The sequence below is a fragment of the Streptomyces albireticuli genome (assembly GCF_002192455.1).
In the GTDB taxonomy this organism is placed as follows: Bacteria; Actinomycetota; Actinomycetes; order Streptomycetales; family Streptomycetaceae; genus Streptomyces; species Streptomyces albireticuli_B.
In genome coordinates this window covers 5,768,858-5,784,891 of sequence record NZ_CP021744.1, presented here as the reverse complement: position 1 = coordinate 5,784,891, position 16,034 = coordinate 5,768,858, and the positions used below count along the sequence as shown (strand labels likewise).

General features: G+C 72.8%; 17 protein-coding genes. 5 read left to right on the top strand and 12 right to left on the bottom strand.

From position 1 onward, the window contains the following. Window positions 1-84: 84 nt before the first annotated feature. The gene (gene uvrB / locus SMD11_RS25030) at window positions 85-2,220 is read right to left on the bottom strand and encodes an excinuclease ABC subunit UvrB (RefSeq protein WP_087928583.1); all 2,136 of its coding nucleotides are present in this window, start codon (window positions 2,218-2,220) and stop codon (window positions 85-87) included. A 226-nt stretch (window positions 2,221-2,446) separates the two neighbouring features. On the opposite strand from uvrB, the gene SMD11_RS25025 reads away from it, so the two are divergent. The 3 genes from SMD11_RS25025 to SMD11_RS25015 all read left to right on the top strand — a co-directional run bounded on the left by SMD11_RS25025 (window position 2,447) and on the right by SMD11_RS25015 (window position 4,363). Continuing rightward, the gene (locus SMD11_RS25025) at window positions 2,447-3,382 is read left to right on the top strand and encodes a glycerophosphodiester phosphodiesterase (protein WP_087928582.1); all 936 of its coding nucleotides are present in this window, start codon (window positions 2,447-2,449) and stop codon (window positions 3,380-3,382) included. 40 nt (window positions 3,383-3,422) lie between these two features. Next, window positions 3,423-3,995, top strand: a complete 573-nt coding sequence (locus tag SMD11_RS25020) for a methylated-DNA--[protein]-cysteine S-methyltransferase (protein ID WP_087928581.1) — start codon at window positions 3,423-3,425, stop codon at window positions 3,993-3,995. An 89-nt stretch (window positions 3,996-4,084) separates the two neighbouring features. Beyond that, a complete protein-coding gene (locus SMD11_RS25015; protein ID WP_087930720.1) occupies window positions 4,085-4,363 on the top strand; it encodes a DUF6343 family protein in 279 nt (92 codons plus the stop codon). 39 nt (window positions 4,364-4,402) lie between these two features. Here the strand turns inward: SMD11_RS25015 and SMD11_RS25010 are convergent, their stop codons facing one another. The 8 genes from SMD11_RS25010 to rpsA form a co-directional block, all read right to left on the bottom strand. Continuing rightward, window positions 4,403-4,732 carry a hypothetical protein gene (locus SMD11_RS25010; RefSeq protein WP_087928580.1) on the bottom strand — a complete coding sequence of 110 codons (330 nt, stop codon included), beginning with the start codon at window positions 4,730-4,732 and terminating at the stop codon, window positions 4,403-4,405. Between the two features lie 34 nt (window positions 4,733-4,766). Continuing rightward, on the bottom strand, window positions 4,767-5,501 hold the full coding sequence (locus tag SMD11_RS25005; RefSeq protein WP_087928579.1) for a hypothetical protein: 735 nt from the start codon (window positions 5,499-5,501) through the stop codon (window positions 4,767-4,769). Next, complete coding sequence (locus SMD11_RS25000; protein ID WP_087928578.1) at window positions 5,498-5,689, bottom strand: hypothetical protein; 192 nt, start codon at window positions 5,687-5,689, stop codon at window positions 5,498-5,500. The genes SMD11_RS25005 and SMD11_RS25000 overlap by 4 nt, the downstream gene beginning before the upstream one ends. Further along, window positions 5,653-5,862 (bottom strand): hypothetical protein, encoded by a 210-nt coding sequence (locus SMD11_RS24995; RefSeq protein ID WP_087928577.1) that lies wholly within the window; start codon window positions 5,860-5,862, stop codon window positions 5,653-5,655. Before SMD11_RS24995 ends, SMD11_RS25000 begins: the two co-directional genes overlap by 37 nt. Window positions 5,863-5,935: 73 nt before the next feature. Continuing rightward, window positions 5,936-6,529 carry a hypothetical protein gene (locus SMD11_RS24990; RefSeq protein ID WP_087928576.1) on the bottom strand — a complete coding sequence of 198 codons (594 nt, stop codon included), beginning with the start codon at window positions 6,527-6,529 and terminating at the stop codon, window positions 5,936-5,938. Window positions 6,530-6,817: 288 nt separating this feature from the next. Beyond that, window positions 6,818-7,417 (bottom strand): dephospho-CoA kinase, encoded by a 600-nt coding sequence (coaE, locus tag SMD11_RS24985; protein ID WP_087928575.1) that lies wholly within the window; start codon window positions 7,415-7,417, stop codon window positions 6,818-6,820. Window positions 7,418-7,542: 125 nt separating this feature from the next. After that, entirely contained in the window at window positions 7,543-8,484 is a 942-nt protein-coding gene (locus tag SMD11_RS24980; RefSeq protein WP_087928574.1) for a PAC2 family protein, read from the bottom strand. Between the two features lie 239 nt (window positions 8,485-8,723). Continuing rightward, the gene (gene rpsA / locus SMD11_RS24975; protein ID WP_087928573.1) at window positions 8,724-10,229 is read right to left on the bottom strand and encodes a 30S ribosomal protein S1; all 1,506 of its coding nucleotides are present in this window, start codon (window positions 10,227-10,229) and stop codon (window positions 8,724-8,726) included. Window positions 10,230-10,660: 431 nt separating this feature from the next. Between rpsA and SMD11_RS24970 the strand changes: the two genes are divergently transcribed. Together SMD11_RS24970 and SMD11_RS24965 are read left to right on the top strand one after the other, a co-directional pair. Continuing rightward, a complete protein-coding gene (locus SMD11_RS24970; RefSeq protein WP_087928572.1) occupies window positions 10,661-11,464 on the top strand; it encodes a class I SAM-dependent methyltransferase in 804 nt (267 codons plus the stop codon). Between the two features lie 15 nt (window positions 11,465-11,479). Further along, window positions 11,480-14,368: an ATP-dependent RNA helicase gene (locus SMD11_RS24965; RefSeq protein ID WP_087928571.1), complete on the top strand. Its 2,889-nt coding sequence runs from the start codon at window positions 11,480-11,482 to the stop codon at window positions 14,366-14,368. Window positions 14,369-14,513: 145 nt separating this feature from the next. On the opposite strand, the gene SMD11_RS24960 is transcribed toward SMD11_RS24965, so the two are convergent. From SMD11_RS24960 to SMD11_RS35045, 3 genes are read right to left on the bottom strand one after another with little or no spacing between them, the layout of a single operon-like run. Then, the gene (locus tag SMD11_RS24960; protein WP_087928570.1) at window positions 14,514-14,705 is read right to left on the bottom strand and encodes a hypothetical protein; all 192 of its coding nucleotides are present in this window, start codon (window positions 14,703-14,705) and stop codon (window positions 14,514-14,516) included. A gap of 16 nt (window positions 14,706-14,721) precedes the next feature. After that, window positions 14,722-15,762 (bottom strand): DUF3068 domain-containing protein, encoded by a 1,041-nt coding sequence (locus SMD11_RS24955; protein WP_087928569.1) that lies wholly within the window; start codon window positions 15,760-15,762, stop codon window positions 14,722-14,724. An 18-nt stretch (window positions 15,763-15,780) separates the two neighbouring features. Beyond that, window positions 15,781-15,915 (bottom strand): SPW_0924 family protein, encoded by a 135-nt coding sequence (locus SMD11_RS35045; RefSeq protein ID WP_107421974.1) that lies wholly within the window; start codon window positions 15,913-15,915, stop codon window positions 15,781-15,783. Window positions 15,916-16,034 lie beyond the last annotated feature (119 nt).

Here is a 16,034-nt window from a genome sequence, read left to right as displayed (position 1 = left end):
AGGACCGCCGGACTCCCCGGGGCGACGGCCCGTCAGAGGCCGCCACGGCCTCCCAGGGACCGTCAGGGCCTCTCAGGCACCGTCTCAGGCGAGACCGGCCTCCCTCATCTGCCGCAGCTCCTTCTTCAGCTCGCTCACCTCGTCGCGCAGCCGGGCGGCGACCTCGAACTGGAGCTCGGCCGCGGCGGCCCGCATGCGGTCGGTCATGTCCTCGATGAGCTGGGCCAGTTCCGCGGCGGGCCGGTCCGTGGCCACCACGGCCTTCTTGCCCTTGCCCTTGGCGCCGGCCTTGCCGGTCTGGCCGCCACCCGCCGCCGTGGGCACGGGCGCCTTCCCCTTGGCCTTGTCCTCGCGGTAGCCCGTGCCCAGGAGCTCCTGGGTGTCGATCTCCTCGCGGGCGAGGGAGGCGACGATGTCGCCGATCTTCTTCCGCAGCGGCTGCGGGTCGATGCCCCGCTCCTTGTTGTACGCGATCTGCTTCTCGCGGCGGCGGTTGGTCTCCTCGATGGCCTTCTCCATCGCCGGGGTGACCTTGTCGGCGTACATATGGACCTGGCCGGAGACGTTGCGCGCCGCGCGGCCGATGGTCTGGATCAGGGACGTGCCCGAGCGGAGGAAGCCCTCCTTGTCGGCGTCCAGGATCGCGACCAGGGACACCTCGGGCAGGTCCAGGCCCTCGCGGAGGAGGTTGATGCCGACCAGGACGTCGTACTCGCCGGCGCGCAGCTCGCGCAGCAGCTCGATGCGGCGCAGCGTGTCGACGTCGCTGTGCAGATAGCGCACCTGGATGCCGAGCTCCAGGAAGTAGTCCGTGAGGTCCTCGGCCATCTTCTTGGTGAGGGTGGTGACCAGGACGCGCTCGTCCTTCTCGGTGCGCGTGCGGATCTCGTGGACCAGGTCGTCGATCTGGCCCTCCGTCGGCTTGACGACGACCTCGGGGTCGACGAGGCCGGTGGGGCGGATGATCTGCTCCACGAAGCCGTCACCGCGGGACAGCTCGTACTTCCCGGGGGTCGCGGAGAGGTAGACCGTCTGACCGATGCGCTCGGTGAACTCCTCCCACTTCAGCGGGCGGTTGTCCATGGCCGACGGCAGCCGGAAGCCGTGCTCGACGAGGGTGCGCTTGCGGGAGGCGTCGCCCTCGTACATCGCGCCGATCTGGGGGACGGTGACGTGCGACTCGTCGATGACCAGGAGGAAGTCCTCCGGGAAGTAGTCGAGCAGGGTGTTGGGCGGGGAGCCGGGCTCGCGGTCGTCCATGTGCAGCGAGTAGTTCTCGATGCCGGAGCAGGAGCCGATCTGGCGCATCATCTCGATGTCGTAGGTGGTGCGCATGCGGAGCCGCTGGGCCTCCAGGAGCTTGCCCTGCTTCTCCATGCGGGCCAGCGTCTGCTCCAGCTCGGCCTCGATGCCCGCGATGGCCTTCTCCATGCGCTCGGCGCCCGCGATGTAGTGGCTGGCCGGGAAGACGTAGAGCTCCTGGTCGTCGGAGATGACCTCGCCGGTGAGGGGGTGCAGGGTGGAGAGCGCCTCGATCTCGTCACCGAACATCTCGATCCGGACGGCCAGCTCCTCGTAGACCGGGAAGATCTCGATGGTGTCGCCGCGCACCCGGAAGGTGCCCCGGGTGAACGCCAGGTCGTTCCGGGTGTACTGGATCTCCACGAAGCGGCGCAGCAGCTGGTCGCGGTCGATCTCCTGGCCGACCTTGAGCGGCACCATCCGGTCGACGTACTCCTGCGGGGTGCCGAGGCCGTAGATGCAGGACACCGAAGCGACCACCACGACGTCACGCCGGGTGAGCAGGGAGTTCGTCGCGGAGTGGCGCAGGCGCTCGACCTCCTCGTTGATCGAGGAATCCTTCTCGATGTACGTGTCCGACTGGGGGACGTAGGCCTCGGGCTGATAGTAGTCGTAATACGACACAAAGTATTCGACTGCGTTGTTCGGCAGGAGCTCACGGAACTCATTGGCGAGCTGTGCCGCGAGGGTCTTGTTGGGCGCCATCACGAGCGTCGGCCGCTGGAGCTTCTCGATCATCCACGCGGTGGTCGCGGACTTGCCGGTGCCGGTCGCACCGAGCAGGACGACGTCCTTCTCACCTGCGCGGATGCGTCGTTCCAGCTCGGCGATGGCGGTGGGCTGATCACCGCTGGGCTGGAAGGGGCTGACGACCTCGAAAGGTGCCACCTTGCGTTCGATCTTCGATACGGGCCGCATGCAACCACGGTACGGCCACCCACTGACAACGGCCGGGCGCCGGGCGTTCCCCGGCCGTTTCCCGGGCGAACGCGCGGCGAAGATCGGGCAAAAGGTCTCCTGGCCGGGGTGCTCCGGGCGCCGCGGTCGCGTACTTGTCTGGTGTACGCCCCATCCCGTACACCAAGGGCCGGGACGCGATCGCGCGCCCCGGTCCCGCCGTGTCCAGACGCCGCGAGGAGCCCGTATGCGCATCCGCCCCGTCTCCGCCGTGACCTGCGCGTTGCTCGGTATGACCACGCTCTTCCTCGCCACCCCCGCGAAAGCCGCCGCCCCGGCCGCCGCGCACACCCGGGTACCCGTGGCCATCGGTCACCGGGGCGTCCCGGTCCAGGCCCCGGAGAACACCCTGGCCTCGGTCGACCGGGCGGCCCGCCTCGGCATCCGCTGGGTGGAGAACGACGTCCAGCGCACCAAGGACGGCGCCCTGATCGTCATGCACGACACCACGCTGAACCGGACGACCGACGTCGAGAAGCGCTTCCCCGGCCGGGCGCCCTGGCGGATCGCCGACTTCACCCTCGCCGAGATCGAGAAGCTCGACGCGGGCAGCTGGTACGACCGCAGATTCGCCGGTGAGCGCGTGCCGACGCTCAAGCGCTACCTCCAGCGCGTCGACCGGCACCGCCAGCGGCTCCTCCTGGAGGTCAAGGCACCGGAGCTCTACCCCGGCATCGAACGGCAACTGGTCACCGAGCTGCGCCGGGCCGGCTGGCTCGACCAGGGGCACGTCAGGAACGACCTGGTCGTCCAGAGCTTCAGCGCGGCCTCCCTCAAGACCTTCCACGGGCTGCGCAAGGACGTGAAGACGGGCTTCCTGGGCGCGCCCAAGGTCTCGGAGCTCGGCGCGTACGCGAAGTTCGCCGACCAGATCAACCCCAACCACCGGAGCGTCACGGCCGCGTGGGTCCGGGCCGTGCACGCGGTGAAGGGCCCGCACGGCAGGAAGCTGGAGGTCTCGGCCTGGACCGTCGACGACGGCGACCGGGCCGTCGACCTGGCCCGGATGGGCGTCGACTACATCATCAGCAACGCCCCGCACGTGGTGGAGGACGCGCTCGCCGAGGAGGAGGACGAGTACGGGCCGGCCTTCTCGCCGCTCTCCTTCCTCTACGACCTGTGACGCGTGGGGCGGCGGACGACCCCCGGCGTACGCTGACAGGGTGACGGACACGGATCAAACCCCTCCGGCGGGGCCCCTGGTGTGGGCGTGGACGACGGTCGACGCCCCCATCGGCCCCGTCGGGCTGGCCGCGACACCCACCGGCCTGATCGAGGTCGCCTTCGCCGCCGACGGCCCGACCTCGGAGCGGGCCGTCGCCCGCCTCACCCGACGCCTGGGCGCCGCCCCCGGAGCCGCGCCCTCCGCCGCCCACGAATTCCTCGCCGAGGCCACGACGGAACTCACGGCGTACTTCACCGGCCGCCGCGAGACCTTCTCCGTCCCCCTGGACTGGTCCCTGACCTCGGGCTTCAACCGCCGCGTCCTGCGCGAGCTCGCCGCCCACGTCCCGTACGGCACCGTGGTCAGCTACCAGGACCTGGCCGACCGCGTCGGCGAACCCGGCGCCGCCCGCGCCGTCGGCACGGCCATGGGCGGCAACCCGCTGCCGATCGTGGTGCCCTGCCACCGCGTCGTCGAGAGCGGCGGCGGCCTGGGCGGCTTCGGCGGCGGCCTGGAGGTCAAGCGCGCCCTGCTGACCCTTGAGGGCGTCCTCCCGGAACCGCTGTTCTGAGCCGTCCGGGCCGCGCCGACGAGCGGGCCCCGCGCCCACACTCCCCGCCCCTCCGTCCGGGTGGATGCTGGTAGTGGGAGATGGTCGCCATGCGTACGGGCAGTGAGCCGGCGACCGCGCGCAGCGCGCTGCGGCTGCGGTGCGGGCTGGCCTTGTGGGGGCTGGTGTGGGCCGTGGCGGGGACGGGGCTCTTCGTGTGGACGGGGCATCCGGGGTGGGCCATTGCCTGTGGGGTGCTGGTGGTGGTCACCGCGGTCGATCTCGCGCTGGTCGTCCGGCACATCCGGCAGGGGCCGCACTACCAGCCGGGGCGGGACGTACCGCCGTACGAGCCGGTGCGGGAGGAACGGCCGAAGCGGGGACACTGACGTGTGCCCCGTGGCGCCCTCCCCGTCCCGCCGGGGTGATCAGCGGAGGCCGGGGCCTTCGTCCTCGCGCATGGTGCCGAGGAGGCGGCGGGCCTCGGCCGCGTGGTGCTCACGCTCGGCCGCGGGCATCCGCTCCCACTCCGCGTGGGCGGCGGTGGCCTCGCGGGCCAGCGCCTCGGCGTAGGCACCGGCGTTCAGGCACTCCCGGAGGCCCATCCGGCCGCTGAGCACCTCCTCAGCCATCTCCTGGAGCACGGGCCCGGCCCCTCCCTGGGCGAGGGCCCGCAGCGAGGTGTGGAGCAGGCGCGCGCGGGCCGCGTCGCGCCCCGGGGTCAGGAACTCCTCGGGTCCCACCTGGTGTTCGGTCACGTCGGGTCCTCCCGGCGGGAAGCGGGGCCGTGGGTCATACGGCCGGGTGGTGGTAGGCCCGCTGGGGCAGCGGGAAGGTGTTGAGCTGCGCGGCGATCTCCCCGGCGAGGCGGCCCAGGACGCCGCAACTGGCGTTCATGACGATCTGCGCATGATTGACGATCTTGGTGGCCCGGGCCCAGTGCTTCACCATGATCTCCGCCTCGGCCGCGCCCAGCGCGTACCCGGTCGCCGCGGCCCAGCCGGTCCAGCACAGCGCCGACGCGGCGGCCTGCGTGATGTACCAGCTGACGGCCGCGTCGACGATCGCGCTGAGGCACTCCCCGAGAACGTCCGCGGCGGCGGACACGGCGCGGGCGACGGCCAGGTACTCCTCGCCCAGCCGCGTCAGCGCGTGGCGGATCCCGTACAGGTCCTTCCGCAGCGCGTCGAAATAGCGGACGGCGGCGTCGGCGGCGCTGCCGTCCCAGACCCGGTCGAGGTCCCGGTTCCCGCCCTCCAGGTTCCGCGCGAGGGCCCCGCACGCCTCTCCCAGCTCGCGCCACACCCCGGAGCAGGCCGCGTACGCCTCCCAGTCCCCCGCGAACATCTCCCCGGCCCATTCCACGGGGTCGCAGGGGAGCATCAGTTCGGCGACCTTGAGCACCCACGACCCCGGACTGAGGACCGCGCACACCTCGTTGAGCGGCTTCAGGGGGTTCATGAAGTCTTCGGGCGCCTGGGGAGGTGCGAGGTGATCGGTGGGACGGGCGGTGTCCGTGAAGCTCATACGGGGCCGGCACCCCGCCCCGCCATCGGCGCCGTCCCGTGCCCCTGGCCCGTCCCGGCGTGCGCCCCGGCCGCGTCCAGCTTCGCCGCGAGGGAGAGGTCGGTGCGCCGGTAATAGGCCACGGACTCCTCGATCCCGTCCGCCGAGCCCTTCAGGACGTCGGTGAGGTGTCGCAGCGTGCCGAGCACGGTTTCCCGTAAGTCCTCGTGCTGCCCGACCACCAGCCCCGACAGGCCCCCTGGACCAGCGACACCTTGGTGTAGCGGTCGGCGTGGGCGAGCATGTCGTACGCGTCGTCGGCGGCCCGGCGCAGTTGCCCGGCGAACTTCTCCAGCTCCCCGGGCTGTACCCGCAGCGTCATCGTGTTCCCTCCCCCGGGGACGCGGCGCCCCGGGCTCACGGGTGAGTGGACAGGCAAGTGGTCGAACAAGCGGTCAGGGCGAGACCGCGGCCAGCATGACGCAGAGCAGCAGCCCGCAGCCTCCGATCAGGAGCAGCCACTTCACGTAGTCGGCGAACGGGGTCCTCTTGAGCATCTCCTGGGCGTACGGGAACTCGTGGAAAGCGGTCGCGCTGACCCCGACGACCACGCTCACCAGGCCCCGGGAGAACAGGACCAGGCAGAAGAACACCAGGCACAGCCATCCCCAGAACGCCCGCAGGCTGACCAGCGAGTAGTCGGACGCCTCCCGGTAGACGCGGACCTTCTCGCCCGGCACGTAGTACCCCGTGAGCTCGGCGTCGTCCCGGACGGTCCGGCCGCCCTCCGACCGGAAGACCCCGGTGCAGCGGGTCTCCTCCTTCTTCACCCGGCGGGACAGGGACCGTTCCGTGCGGCATTCGGAGACGGTCACCGTGCCCTTGTCCGCGACGTAGCCCGCGGCCTTGACGGACTGGGAGAGGCAGAACCCCATGCCGAGCAGGCTGAACAGCATGAGTGCGGCGCCGAACGCGCGCGCCCGGTACCTGGCCCCGGCCGACCGCGCCTCGGCCTCGGCGTGCGCGGCGAGCATGTCCTGCATGGTCATGCGGGATCCCCTCGCGGTGTGCGCCTGTCTGTCGGTCGGGGGGATCCTATGCAGGCGGGGAGGGGGTGATCCGGGGCGCGGTGGGGCGGGAGCGGCGGGGGTGGAAGCGGGATCCCTTGGGGGTGGGGCGATGCGGGGGCGTGAGCGGGGTCCAGGGGCCGGGCAGCCCATCACCCGATATGACGAACGGGATGGGTGCGGTGACGGCAACCGCCGCGCGGGGCTTGCCCCCTGCCCGCCCTCCCCCGCAACCGGGAGGCGAGCCTCAGGCACCGGACAGGCCGGCTCTCAGCTCTCCCGGCGTTCCGCCAGCTCCGCCCAGACCTCCCGCACCCGGGCCTCCAGCTCCTCCCGTGACCCGTCGTTCTCGATCACCAGATCCGCGATCGCCAGCCGGGCCTCCCGCGTCGCCTGCGCGGCCATCCGCGCCCGCGCCTCGTCCGGCGTCATGCCGCGCAGTCCCACGAGCCGGTCGAGACGCGTCCCGGTGGAGGCGTCGATGACGACGACGAGGTCGTACAGCGGCGCGAGGCCGTTCTCGGCCAGGAGGGGGACGTCGTGGACGAGCACCGCGTCGGGGCCGGCCGCCGCCTCCAGCTGGGCGGAGCGCTCCCGGACGAGCGGGTGGACGATGGCGTTGAGGGCGGCGAGCCGGTCCGGGTCGGCGAAGACGATCGCGCCGAGCGCCGGGCGGTCGAGGGCCCCGTCGGGGGTGAGGACGCCGGGGCCGAACTCGGCGACGACGGCGGCCAGTCCGGGCGTGCCCGGCTCCACCACCTCGCGCGCGATCTTGTCGGAGTCCACGACCACGGCGCCGTACGACGCGAGGAGCCGGGACACCTCGCTCTTGCCCGCGCCGATTCCACCGGTCAGACCCACGGACAACATGACCACGCCTCCGCCTCAGCAGTATCCCCGCGGGACGCGGGGAGGAGCACAGACCGGCGCCGGTGCCGGTGCCCGGAGAGGACCCCACGGGCGCACGGGCGCGGCCTGTCGCGCAGCCTATCCGATCAGCCCGTCTCGCCTTCCCGGTCGGCAAGGAAGCGCTCGAACTCCGCGCCCAGCTCGTCCGCGGAGGGCAGCTCCACCGGCTCGGCGACGAGGTTGCCCCGGGTCTCGGAGCCGGCCACCGCGTCGTACTGGTGCTCAAGCCCCCGGACGAGGGAGACGAGTTCCTCGTCGCCGTCGGCGATCTGACGCTCGATCTCCTCCTGGGTCCGCAGCGCGTCCGTGCGCAGCGCGTGCGCCGCGTTCGGCAGGACGAGGCCCGTGGCGGCGGTGATCGCCTCCAGGGCGGTGAGGGCCGCGTCGGGGTAGGGCGAGCGGGCGACGTAGTGCGGGACGTGCGCGGCGACGCCGAGGACGTCGTGGCCGGCCTCCGCGAGGCGGTACTCGACGAGCGACTCGGCGCTGCCGGGCACCTGCGCCTCGTCGAAGAAGCTGCGATGACCGGGCATCAGGTCCGTGCGGTTGCCGTGCGGCGTGATGCCCACGGGGCGGGTGTGGGGGACGCCCATGGGGATGCCGTGGAAGTTGACCGAGAGCCGCACGCCGAGCCGCTCCACGAGCTGGCCGACGGCCGCGGCGAAGCGCTCCCACTCCACGTCCGGCTCGGGGCCGGTGAGGAGGAGGAAGGGCGCGCCGGTGGCGTCCTGCGCCAGGCGCAGTTCGATCTTCGGGGTCTCGTAGGCGCTCCAGCGGTCGCGCTGGAAGGTCAGCAAGGGGCGGCGGGCCCGGTAGTCGATGAGCCGGTCGTGGTCGAAGCGGGCGACGACCTGGTGCGGCAGGCTGTCCAGCAGCCGTCCGACGATCAGTTCACCCGTGGCTCCGGCGTCGATGTAGCCGTCGAAGTGGTAGAGCATGACCAGGCCGGCCGTGTCCTGGGCCAAGGCCAGGTCGGCCACGGCGAGCCCCTTGGGCTCCCATTCGTACAAACCCTGCGGATCCAACACAGTGACCGTTCCTCCTCATGTTCCGTACCGGGGAACGCGCGGGGAGGGCCCGGCCATTCCCGCGACCGTGGCGCGCAACACGGCGGACACACTTCCCGGCGGCAGCGGCGAGGGTGGCCACGGGAACGGGCCCGGGCAAGGGCCCGGCACCTCCGGGAACATCCGGACATGGGAAAAGCCCGCCCCCCGAAGGGGACGGGCCTTTCTCAGTCAGCTGTCAGCTGCTGCCGGTCAGAGCCTCAGCTCTGGCCGCCGGCGAGCTTCTCGCGGAGCGCGGCGAGCGCCTCGTCCGACGCCAGGGCGCCGGAGTTGTCGGCCGACTCCGAGGAGTACGAACCGCCGGAGACGTTGCCACCGGTGGAGGCGGCGGCCGGAGCGGCAGCGCCCTCGGCAGCGGCCTGCTCGTCGGCCTCGCGGGACTTGATGACCTGCGCCTGGTGCTGCTCGAAGCGCTGCTGCGCCTCGGCGTACTGGCGCTCCCACTCCTCGCGCTGCTTCTCGTAGCCCTCGAGCCAGTCGTTGGCCTCGGGGTCGAAGCCCTCGGGGTAGATGTAGTTGCCCTGGTCGTCGTAGGACGCGGCCATGCCGTACAGGGTCGGGTCGAACTCGACCACGGACGGGTCGGCACCGAAGGACTCGTTGGCCTGCTTCAGCGAGAGGCTGATGCGACGGCGCTCGAGGTCGATGTCGATGACCTTGACGAAGATCTCGTCGTTGACCTGGACGACCTGCTCCGGGATCTCCACGTGGCGCTCGGCCAGCTCGGAGATGTGGACCAGGCCCTCGATGCCCTCGTCGACGCGGACGAACGCACCGAACGGAACGAGCTTGGTGACCTTACCCGGGACGACCTGACCGATCTGGTGGGTCCGGGCGAACTGCTGCCACGGGTCTTCCTGCGTCGCCTTGAGCGACAGGGAGACGCGCTCGCGGTCCATGTCGACGTCGAGAACCTCGACGGTGACTTCCTGGCCGACCTCGACAACCTCGGACGGGTGGTCGATGTGCTTCCAGGAGAGCTCGGAGACGTGGACGAGACCGTCGACGCCGCCGAGGTCCACGAACGCACCGAAGTTGACGATCGAGGAGACGACGCCGGAGCGGACCTGGCCCTTCTGCAGGGTCGTGAGGAAGGTCTGGCGGACCTCGCTCTGGGTCTGCTCCAGCCAGGCACGGCGGGACAGGACCACGTTGTTGCGGTTCTTGTCCAGCTCGATGATCTTGGCCTCGAGCTCCTTGCCCACGTAGGGCTGGAGGTCGCGGACGCGGCGCATCTCGACCAGGGAGGCCGGGAGGAAGCCACGGAGGCCGATGTCGAGGATGAGACCACCCTTGACGACCTCGATGACGGTACCGGTGACGATCCCGTCCTCTTCCTTGATCTTCTCGATCGTGCCCCAGGCACGCTCGTACTGAGCGCGCTTCTTGGACAGGATGAGACGACCTTCCTTGTCCTCCTTCTGGAGAACCAGGGCCTCGATCTCGTCGCCGACCTTGACGACCTCGTTCGGGTCGACGTCGTGCTTGATCGAAAGCTCGCGGGAAGGGATGACGCCTTCGGTCTTGTAACCGATGTCGAGCAGGACCTCGTCCCGGTCGACCTTCACGATGACGCCGTCGACGATGTCGCCGTCGTTGAAGTACTTGATCGTCTCGTCGATCGCGGCGAGGAAGGCTTCCTCGTTACCGATGTCGTTGACCGCAACCTGCGGGGTGGTGGCGGTGGTCTCGGTGCTGCTCGTCATGTGGGAAAAGGCTCCGGTACGGACAGTGAGTCGTAGGTACTGCTACGCCGAGAGCCCGTATCGCACCGCCGAAGCCGGACAGCCGCTGGAGACGCACCACCCGGGGACCCAGGGAAATCCGAGGACTTCCCGAAGGCTCCCGAAGAAGATCGAAAGCGCCTCGACAACCGAGGGGACATACAACAAGTGCGAGCGTGACCTGCTCTGTCTGAGGCGCGCAGGCCCGCAGCGCAACTTGTAGCATACGGGGGCAGCGGGGCACGGTCAATGCGCGAAGGCGCACACCCGGGACGAAACCCGCCATAACGGGCACAACTTATGTTTTGCGAGGCCACGCGGGCCCTGCCGCACCCCGAAGCTTCACGCTCGGGCGTCCCAGAAGATACGACAAAGTCCGATGAACCACTACTGCCGAGGGCACGACGGTCCAAATGATCCAAGAGTACGAACCGGAAGCGACCCGGCGGGCCAGCGGCGAGGCGGAGAGCAGCCGGGCCAGCCGCGGCTGGTGGGACCGTAACGCCGACGAGTACCAGACCGAGCACGGCGCCTTCCTCGGCGACGACCGCTTCGTCTGGGGCCCCGAGGGCCTCGACGAGGCCGACGCCCGCCTCCTCGGCCCGGAGGGAAGCCTGAAGGGCCTCGACGTCCTGGAGATCGGCGCCGGCGCCGCCCAGTGCTCCCGCTGGCTGGCCGCGCAGGGCGCCCGGCCGGTGGCCCTCGACCTCTCCCACCGCCAGCTCCAGCACGCCCTGCGGATCGGCGGCGACGTCCCGCTGGTGGAGGCGGACGCGGGGGCGCTGCCCTTCGCGGACGGCTCCTTCGACCTCGCCTGCTCCGCCTACGGCGCGGTCCCCTTCGTCGCGGACCCGGTGCGGGTGATGCGCGAGGTGCGCCGGGTGCTGCGGCCGGGCGGGCGCTGGGTCTTCTCCGTGACCCACCCCATCCGCTGGGCGTTCCCGGACGAGCCCGGCCCCGAGGGCCTGTCCGTGGCGGCGTCCTACTTCGACCGCACGCCCTACGTCGAGCAGGACGAGACCGGGCGGGCCGTCTATGTGGAGCACCACCGCACGCTCGGCGACCGGGTGCGCGACGTGGTCGCGGGCGGCTTCCGGCTGGTGGACCTGGTCGAGCCGGAGTGGCCCGCCTGGAACACCCAGGAGTGGGGCGGCTGGTCCCCGCTGCGCGGGAACCTGATCCCGGGCACCGCGATTTTCGTCTGCGAGCGCGACTAGCGCGAGACTGGGCGGGTGATCCGCACCGACGCCCTCGAACAGCTGCCCGTACGTTCCGCCCTGCCGGGCCTGTCCCGGGCGCTCGACGAGCGCGGCGTGGCGGTGCTGTGCGCGCCGCCCGGCACGGGAAAGACCACGCTGGTCCCGCTCGCCCTCGCCGGCCTGACCGGGCCGGAGGGGCCGCGGGGACCGGCCCGGCGGGTGCTGGTCGCGGAGCCGCGCCGGATCGCGGCGCGGGCCGCCGCCCGGCGCATGGCCTGGCTGCTGGGCGAGCCCGTGGGCGGCCGCGTCGGCTTCACCGTGCGCGGCGAGCGCCGGGCCGGGCCCCGCACGGTGGTGGAGGTGGTCACCACCGGTGTGCTGCTCCAGCGCCTCCAGCGCGATCCGGAGCTGGCCGGCGTCGGCACCGTGATCCTCGACGAGTGCCATGAGCGCCACCTCGACGCGGACACCGCCGCCGCCTTCCTGTTGGACGTCCGGGCCGCGCTCCGGCCCGAGCTGCGGCTGGTCGCGGCGTCCGCGACGACGGACGCGGAGGGCTGGGCCCGGCTGCTGGGCGACGCCCCCGTGGTGGAGGCGCGGGGGACGTCCCACCCCGTCGACGTGGTCTGGGCCGCGCCGGACCGGCCGGTGCGGCCGCCGCACGGGATGCGGGTGGACCCGGCGCTCCTGGAGCACGTCGCGGGCGTGGTGCGGCGGGCGCTGCGGGAGCGGGAGGGCGACGTGCTGTGCTTCCTGCCCGGTGTCGGCGAGATCTCCCGGGTGGCCGGCCGGCTGGGCGGGCCCGGGACGCTGGGCGCCGAGGTCCTCCAGGTGCACGGGCGGGCCCCGGCGGAGGCGCAGGACGCGGTGCTGGCGGGCGGCTCGGGCGTCCGCCGGGTGGTGCTGGCGACGTCGGTGGCGGAATCCAGCCTGACCGTCCCCGGGGTGCGCGTCGTGGTCGACTCCGGTCTGGCGCGCGAGCCGCGCACGGACCACGCGCGCGGGCTGAGCGCGCTGACGACCGTACGGGCGTCCCACGCGGCCGCCCGGCAGCGCGCGGGCCGCGCCGGCCGTGAGGCGCCGGGCGCGGTGTACCGCTGCTGGACCGAGGCCGACGACGGCCGGCTGCCGCGCTTCCCCGCCGCGGAGATCACGGTCGCGGACCTGACGGCGTTCGCGCTCCAGGCCGCGTGCTGGGGCGACCCCGACGCGTCGGGCCTCGCCCTCCTCGACCCGCCGCCGTCCGGTGCGATGGCCGCGGCGCGCGAGGTCCTGACCGCCACGGGAGCCGTCGGCCCGGACGGCCGCCCCACCGGCCGCGGCCGCCGCATGGCCCGGCTGGGCGTCCACCCACGCCTGGCGCGCGCCCTGCTGGACGGCGCGCGCGAGGTCGGCGCGCGCCGGGCGGCCGAGGTGGTCGCCCTGCTGAGCGAAGAGCCGCCCCGGGACTACGGGGACGACCTGGCGGCGGCGTGGCGCGCGGCACGGCGCGGGGGCGACGGATACGGCGCGCGGTGGCGGGCCGAGGCGAGGCGGCTGGAGGGGGCGCTCAAGGGGAGCGCGGAGGACGGGACAGGGGCAGAGGCGGCCGGTCGGGACGATATGCCGGGGGACGCCGCGGGCGACCGGGGCGGGGCCTCCGGAGACAGCACGGGTGCCCGAGGCAGGGCCTCCGGTAGCGGCACGGACGGCCGGGACAGGCCCTCCGGCGGCGGTGCAGTCGGCCGCGGCAGGGCTTCGGGAAACAGTGCGGGTGCCCGAGGCGGGGCTTCGGGAGGCAGATCGGACAGTCGAGGCGATACCCCGGGACCCGAGGCAGGCGGCCGGGGCGGTGCCTCGGGGGACGGTGGCCGGGGTCAAGGCTCAGGAAGCGGCAGCCCGGGTTCACGGGGCGGCGGCCGGAGCCGGGGCCCGGAAGAAGACGGCCGGCCGGGGGCCTTCTCCGACGACGCCGTCGCCGGGCTCGTCACGGCGCTCGCCTTTCCCGAGCGCGTGGCCCGTCTGCGCGGCGAGGGCTCGTACCTCATGGCGTCCGGCACCGGCGCCCGGCTCGGCGAGGGGTCGCGGCTGCGCAGCGCGCCCTGGCTCGCGGTGGCCGTGGCCGACCGGCCCGTCACGGCGGCCTCGGCGCGGGTCCTGCTCGGCGCGGTGATCGACGAGGACACGGCCCGGAGCGCGGCGCGCGCCCTGCGCGCGGAGGGCGAGGAGGTCCACTGGTCCGAGGAGCGGCGCGATGTCGTGGCCCGGCGCGTCGAGCGGCTGGGCGCGGTGGAGCTGGCCGAGCGTCCCCTGACGGCGCCGGACCCCGCGCTCGTACGGGCCGCCCTGCTCGACGGCCTGCGGAGCGAGGGGCTGGGCCTGCTGCGCTGGCCGGACGGGGCGGCGGGGCTGCGGCAGCGGCTGGCCTTCCTCCACCGCGAGCTCGGGGAGCCGTGGCCGGACGTGTCCGAGGAGGCGCTGCTGGAGGGCGCGGAGGACTGGCTCGGCTGGGAGCTGGAGCGGGCCCGCAGGCGGGCCGATCTGGAGCGGCTGGACGCGGGCAAGGCGCTGGAACGGCTGCTGCCGTGGGCGAGCGGGGCCGCCGCGCGCCTGGACGAGCTGGCGCCGGAGCGTCTGGAGGTGCCGAGCGGTTCCCGGATCCGGGTGGACTACGGCGGGTCGCAGCCGGTGCTGGCGGTCAAGCTCCAGGAGCTGTTCGGCCTCCAGGAGACGCCGCGCCTCGCGGGCGGCCGGGTCCCGGTGCTCGTACATCTGCTGTCCCCGGCGGGGCGGCCGGCGGCGGTGACGGCGGACCTGGCGTCGTTCTGGCGGGAGGGGTACCGGGCGGTGCGGGCGGAACTGCGGGGGCGGTATCCGCGGCATCCCTGGCCGGAGGACCCGTCGGCGGCGGTGGCGACGCGGCGGACGAACGCGCGGCGGTGACGCGGCAGTCCTCAGGCGGTGTACGGGCCGAAAACGCCGTACACCGCCTGAGGACGGGGTCCGGGGCGGAGCCCCGGTCGGGAAGGGGCGGGACCGGGAGAGGCCCCGCGCGGCGGCCGCCCCCACCGCCGCCCCTCCCCTTACCTCACGGCAGGTACCGCTCGACCGCCGCCGCCCCCTTCTCCTCCATCAGCCGCTTCGCCGCCTCGACCCGCTCCGGCGTGACGTCCCGGCCCGACGCCATGACCAGGTCCTCGGGGTCGAACGGCCGCTCGCCGCCGGTGTACAGCCGGCGCGGCCGGGACGTGGTGGATGTGTCCTCGGGGCTCTCCTTCACGGTGGGCCTCCTCTGTTCAGCGGCCCCCGCCGGGGGTCGGCTGTTCGAATGTCCCTCCATCCTGGGACATACCCACCCCGATCGCACGCCGATCTCCCGGCGGATCCGCGGCACCGTCCCGCGCCCGGCGGGAGCGGGCCTCCAGGACGAGCGCCAGGGCGAGCAGCGCGGTGCCGAAGCCGGCGAATCCCCAGGGGAGGTAGGTGGTGAGGAGGAGGACGAGCCGCCGCTGCGAGGTCACGAGGTCGACCGTCGCGTCGAGGTAGTCGGGGCGCATCTTCACATGGCCGGCGAAGGCGGTGATGGGCTCCTTCTCGGGGTGGCCGGTCCAGCGCATCTCCTCGCGGTGGACCTCCTCGCCGTTGACGGGCGCCCCGGTGACGGGGTCGACCCAGAACATGCGCTTGGTGCTGTACCAGCGCTCCAGGCCGATCTGCCGGACGGCGTCGGGGGTGACGCCGAGCGGCAGCGTCCTGGGCAGGGGCACCTTGGTCCAGGGGATCGTCTGCTCGAAGTAATAGACGTCCAGGCCGTGGAAGGCGCGGGTGCCCCGGTAGTGGATGGGGGCGGAGGTGCGGGTCTGCATGTCGAAGTAGCGGTAGTCGCGCTTCTGCGCCAGGAAGGGCCATTTGTAGGCGATGCCGTCGCGGCGCACGGGGGTGCCGTCGACGTGCTCGCCGCCCGCGTGCACGGGCTGCTGGCTGTGGGCGTCGAAGACGTAGCGCTCGGGGATCCGCGAGACCATCGCGCCGTCGGGCCCCGCGGCGAAGGTGAGGGTGTCCCAGACGACGACATCGCGGCCGGTCGCCTTACGGACCTTCGCCGCCTCCTCCACATTGCCCTTGAGGGTCTGGATCATGGTGACCTTGGGGACGGTCCGGGGCTTCAGCGTGGCGTAGTCGATGAGGGTCGCGTCCTTCGCCTCCATGACGACGGCCTGGTAGCGGCCGGCGGGGACCTTGGCCAGCCGGGGGAAGGCGTACCAGCGCAGGAGCGGCGCGAGGGCGACGAGGAAGACGGCGAGGGCGAGCAGGACCAGGCTCGCTCGGCGGCGCACGGCGGGCTCTCCCCGCGCCTAGGGGTGCGTCGGGGCGGAGGTGAGCATCGGCTCGGGGGAGGTGTGGCCGCGCGGTGGCCCGACGCCGGTGACGATGAACACGAGGGCGAGGGCGGCGGCGAGTCCGACGGCCGCGGCGGCCAGTGCGCGCATGCTCGGCCTCCAGGAACTGACGGGGCATCAGGACAGCGGGGCTGGGGCACGGTAGCAACACAGGCCGGAGATGAGAACCCGTAGTGCCCCCTCGTCCGAGGACGAGGGGGCACTACGGG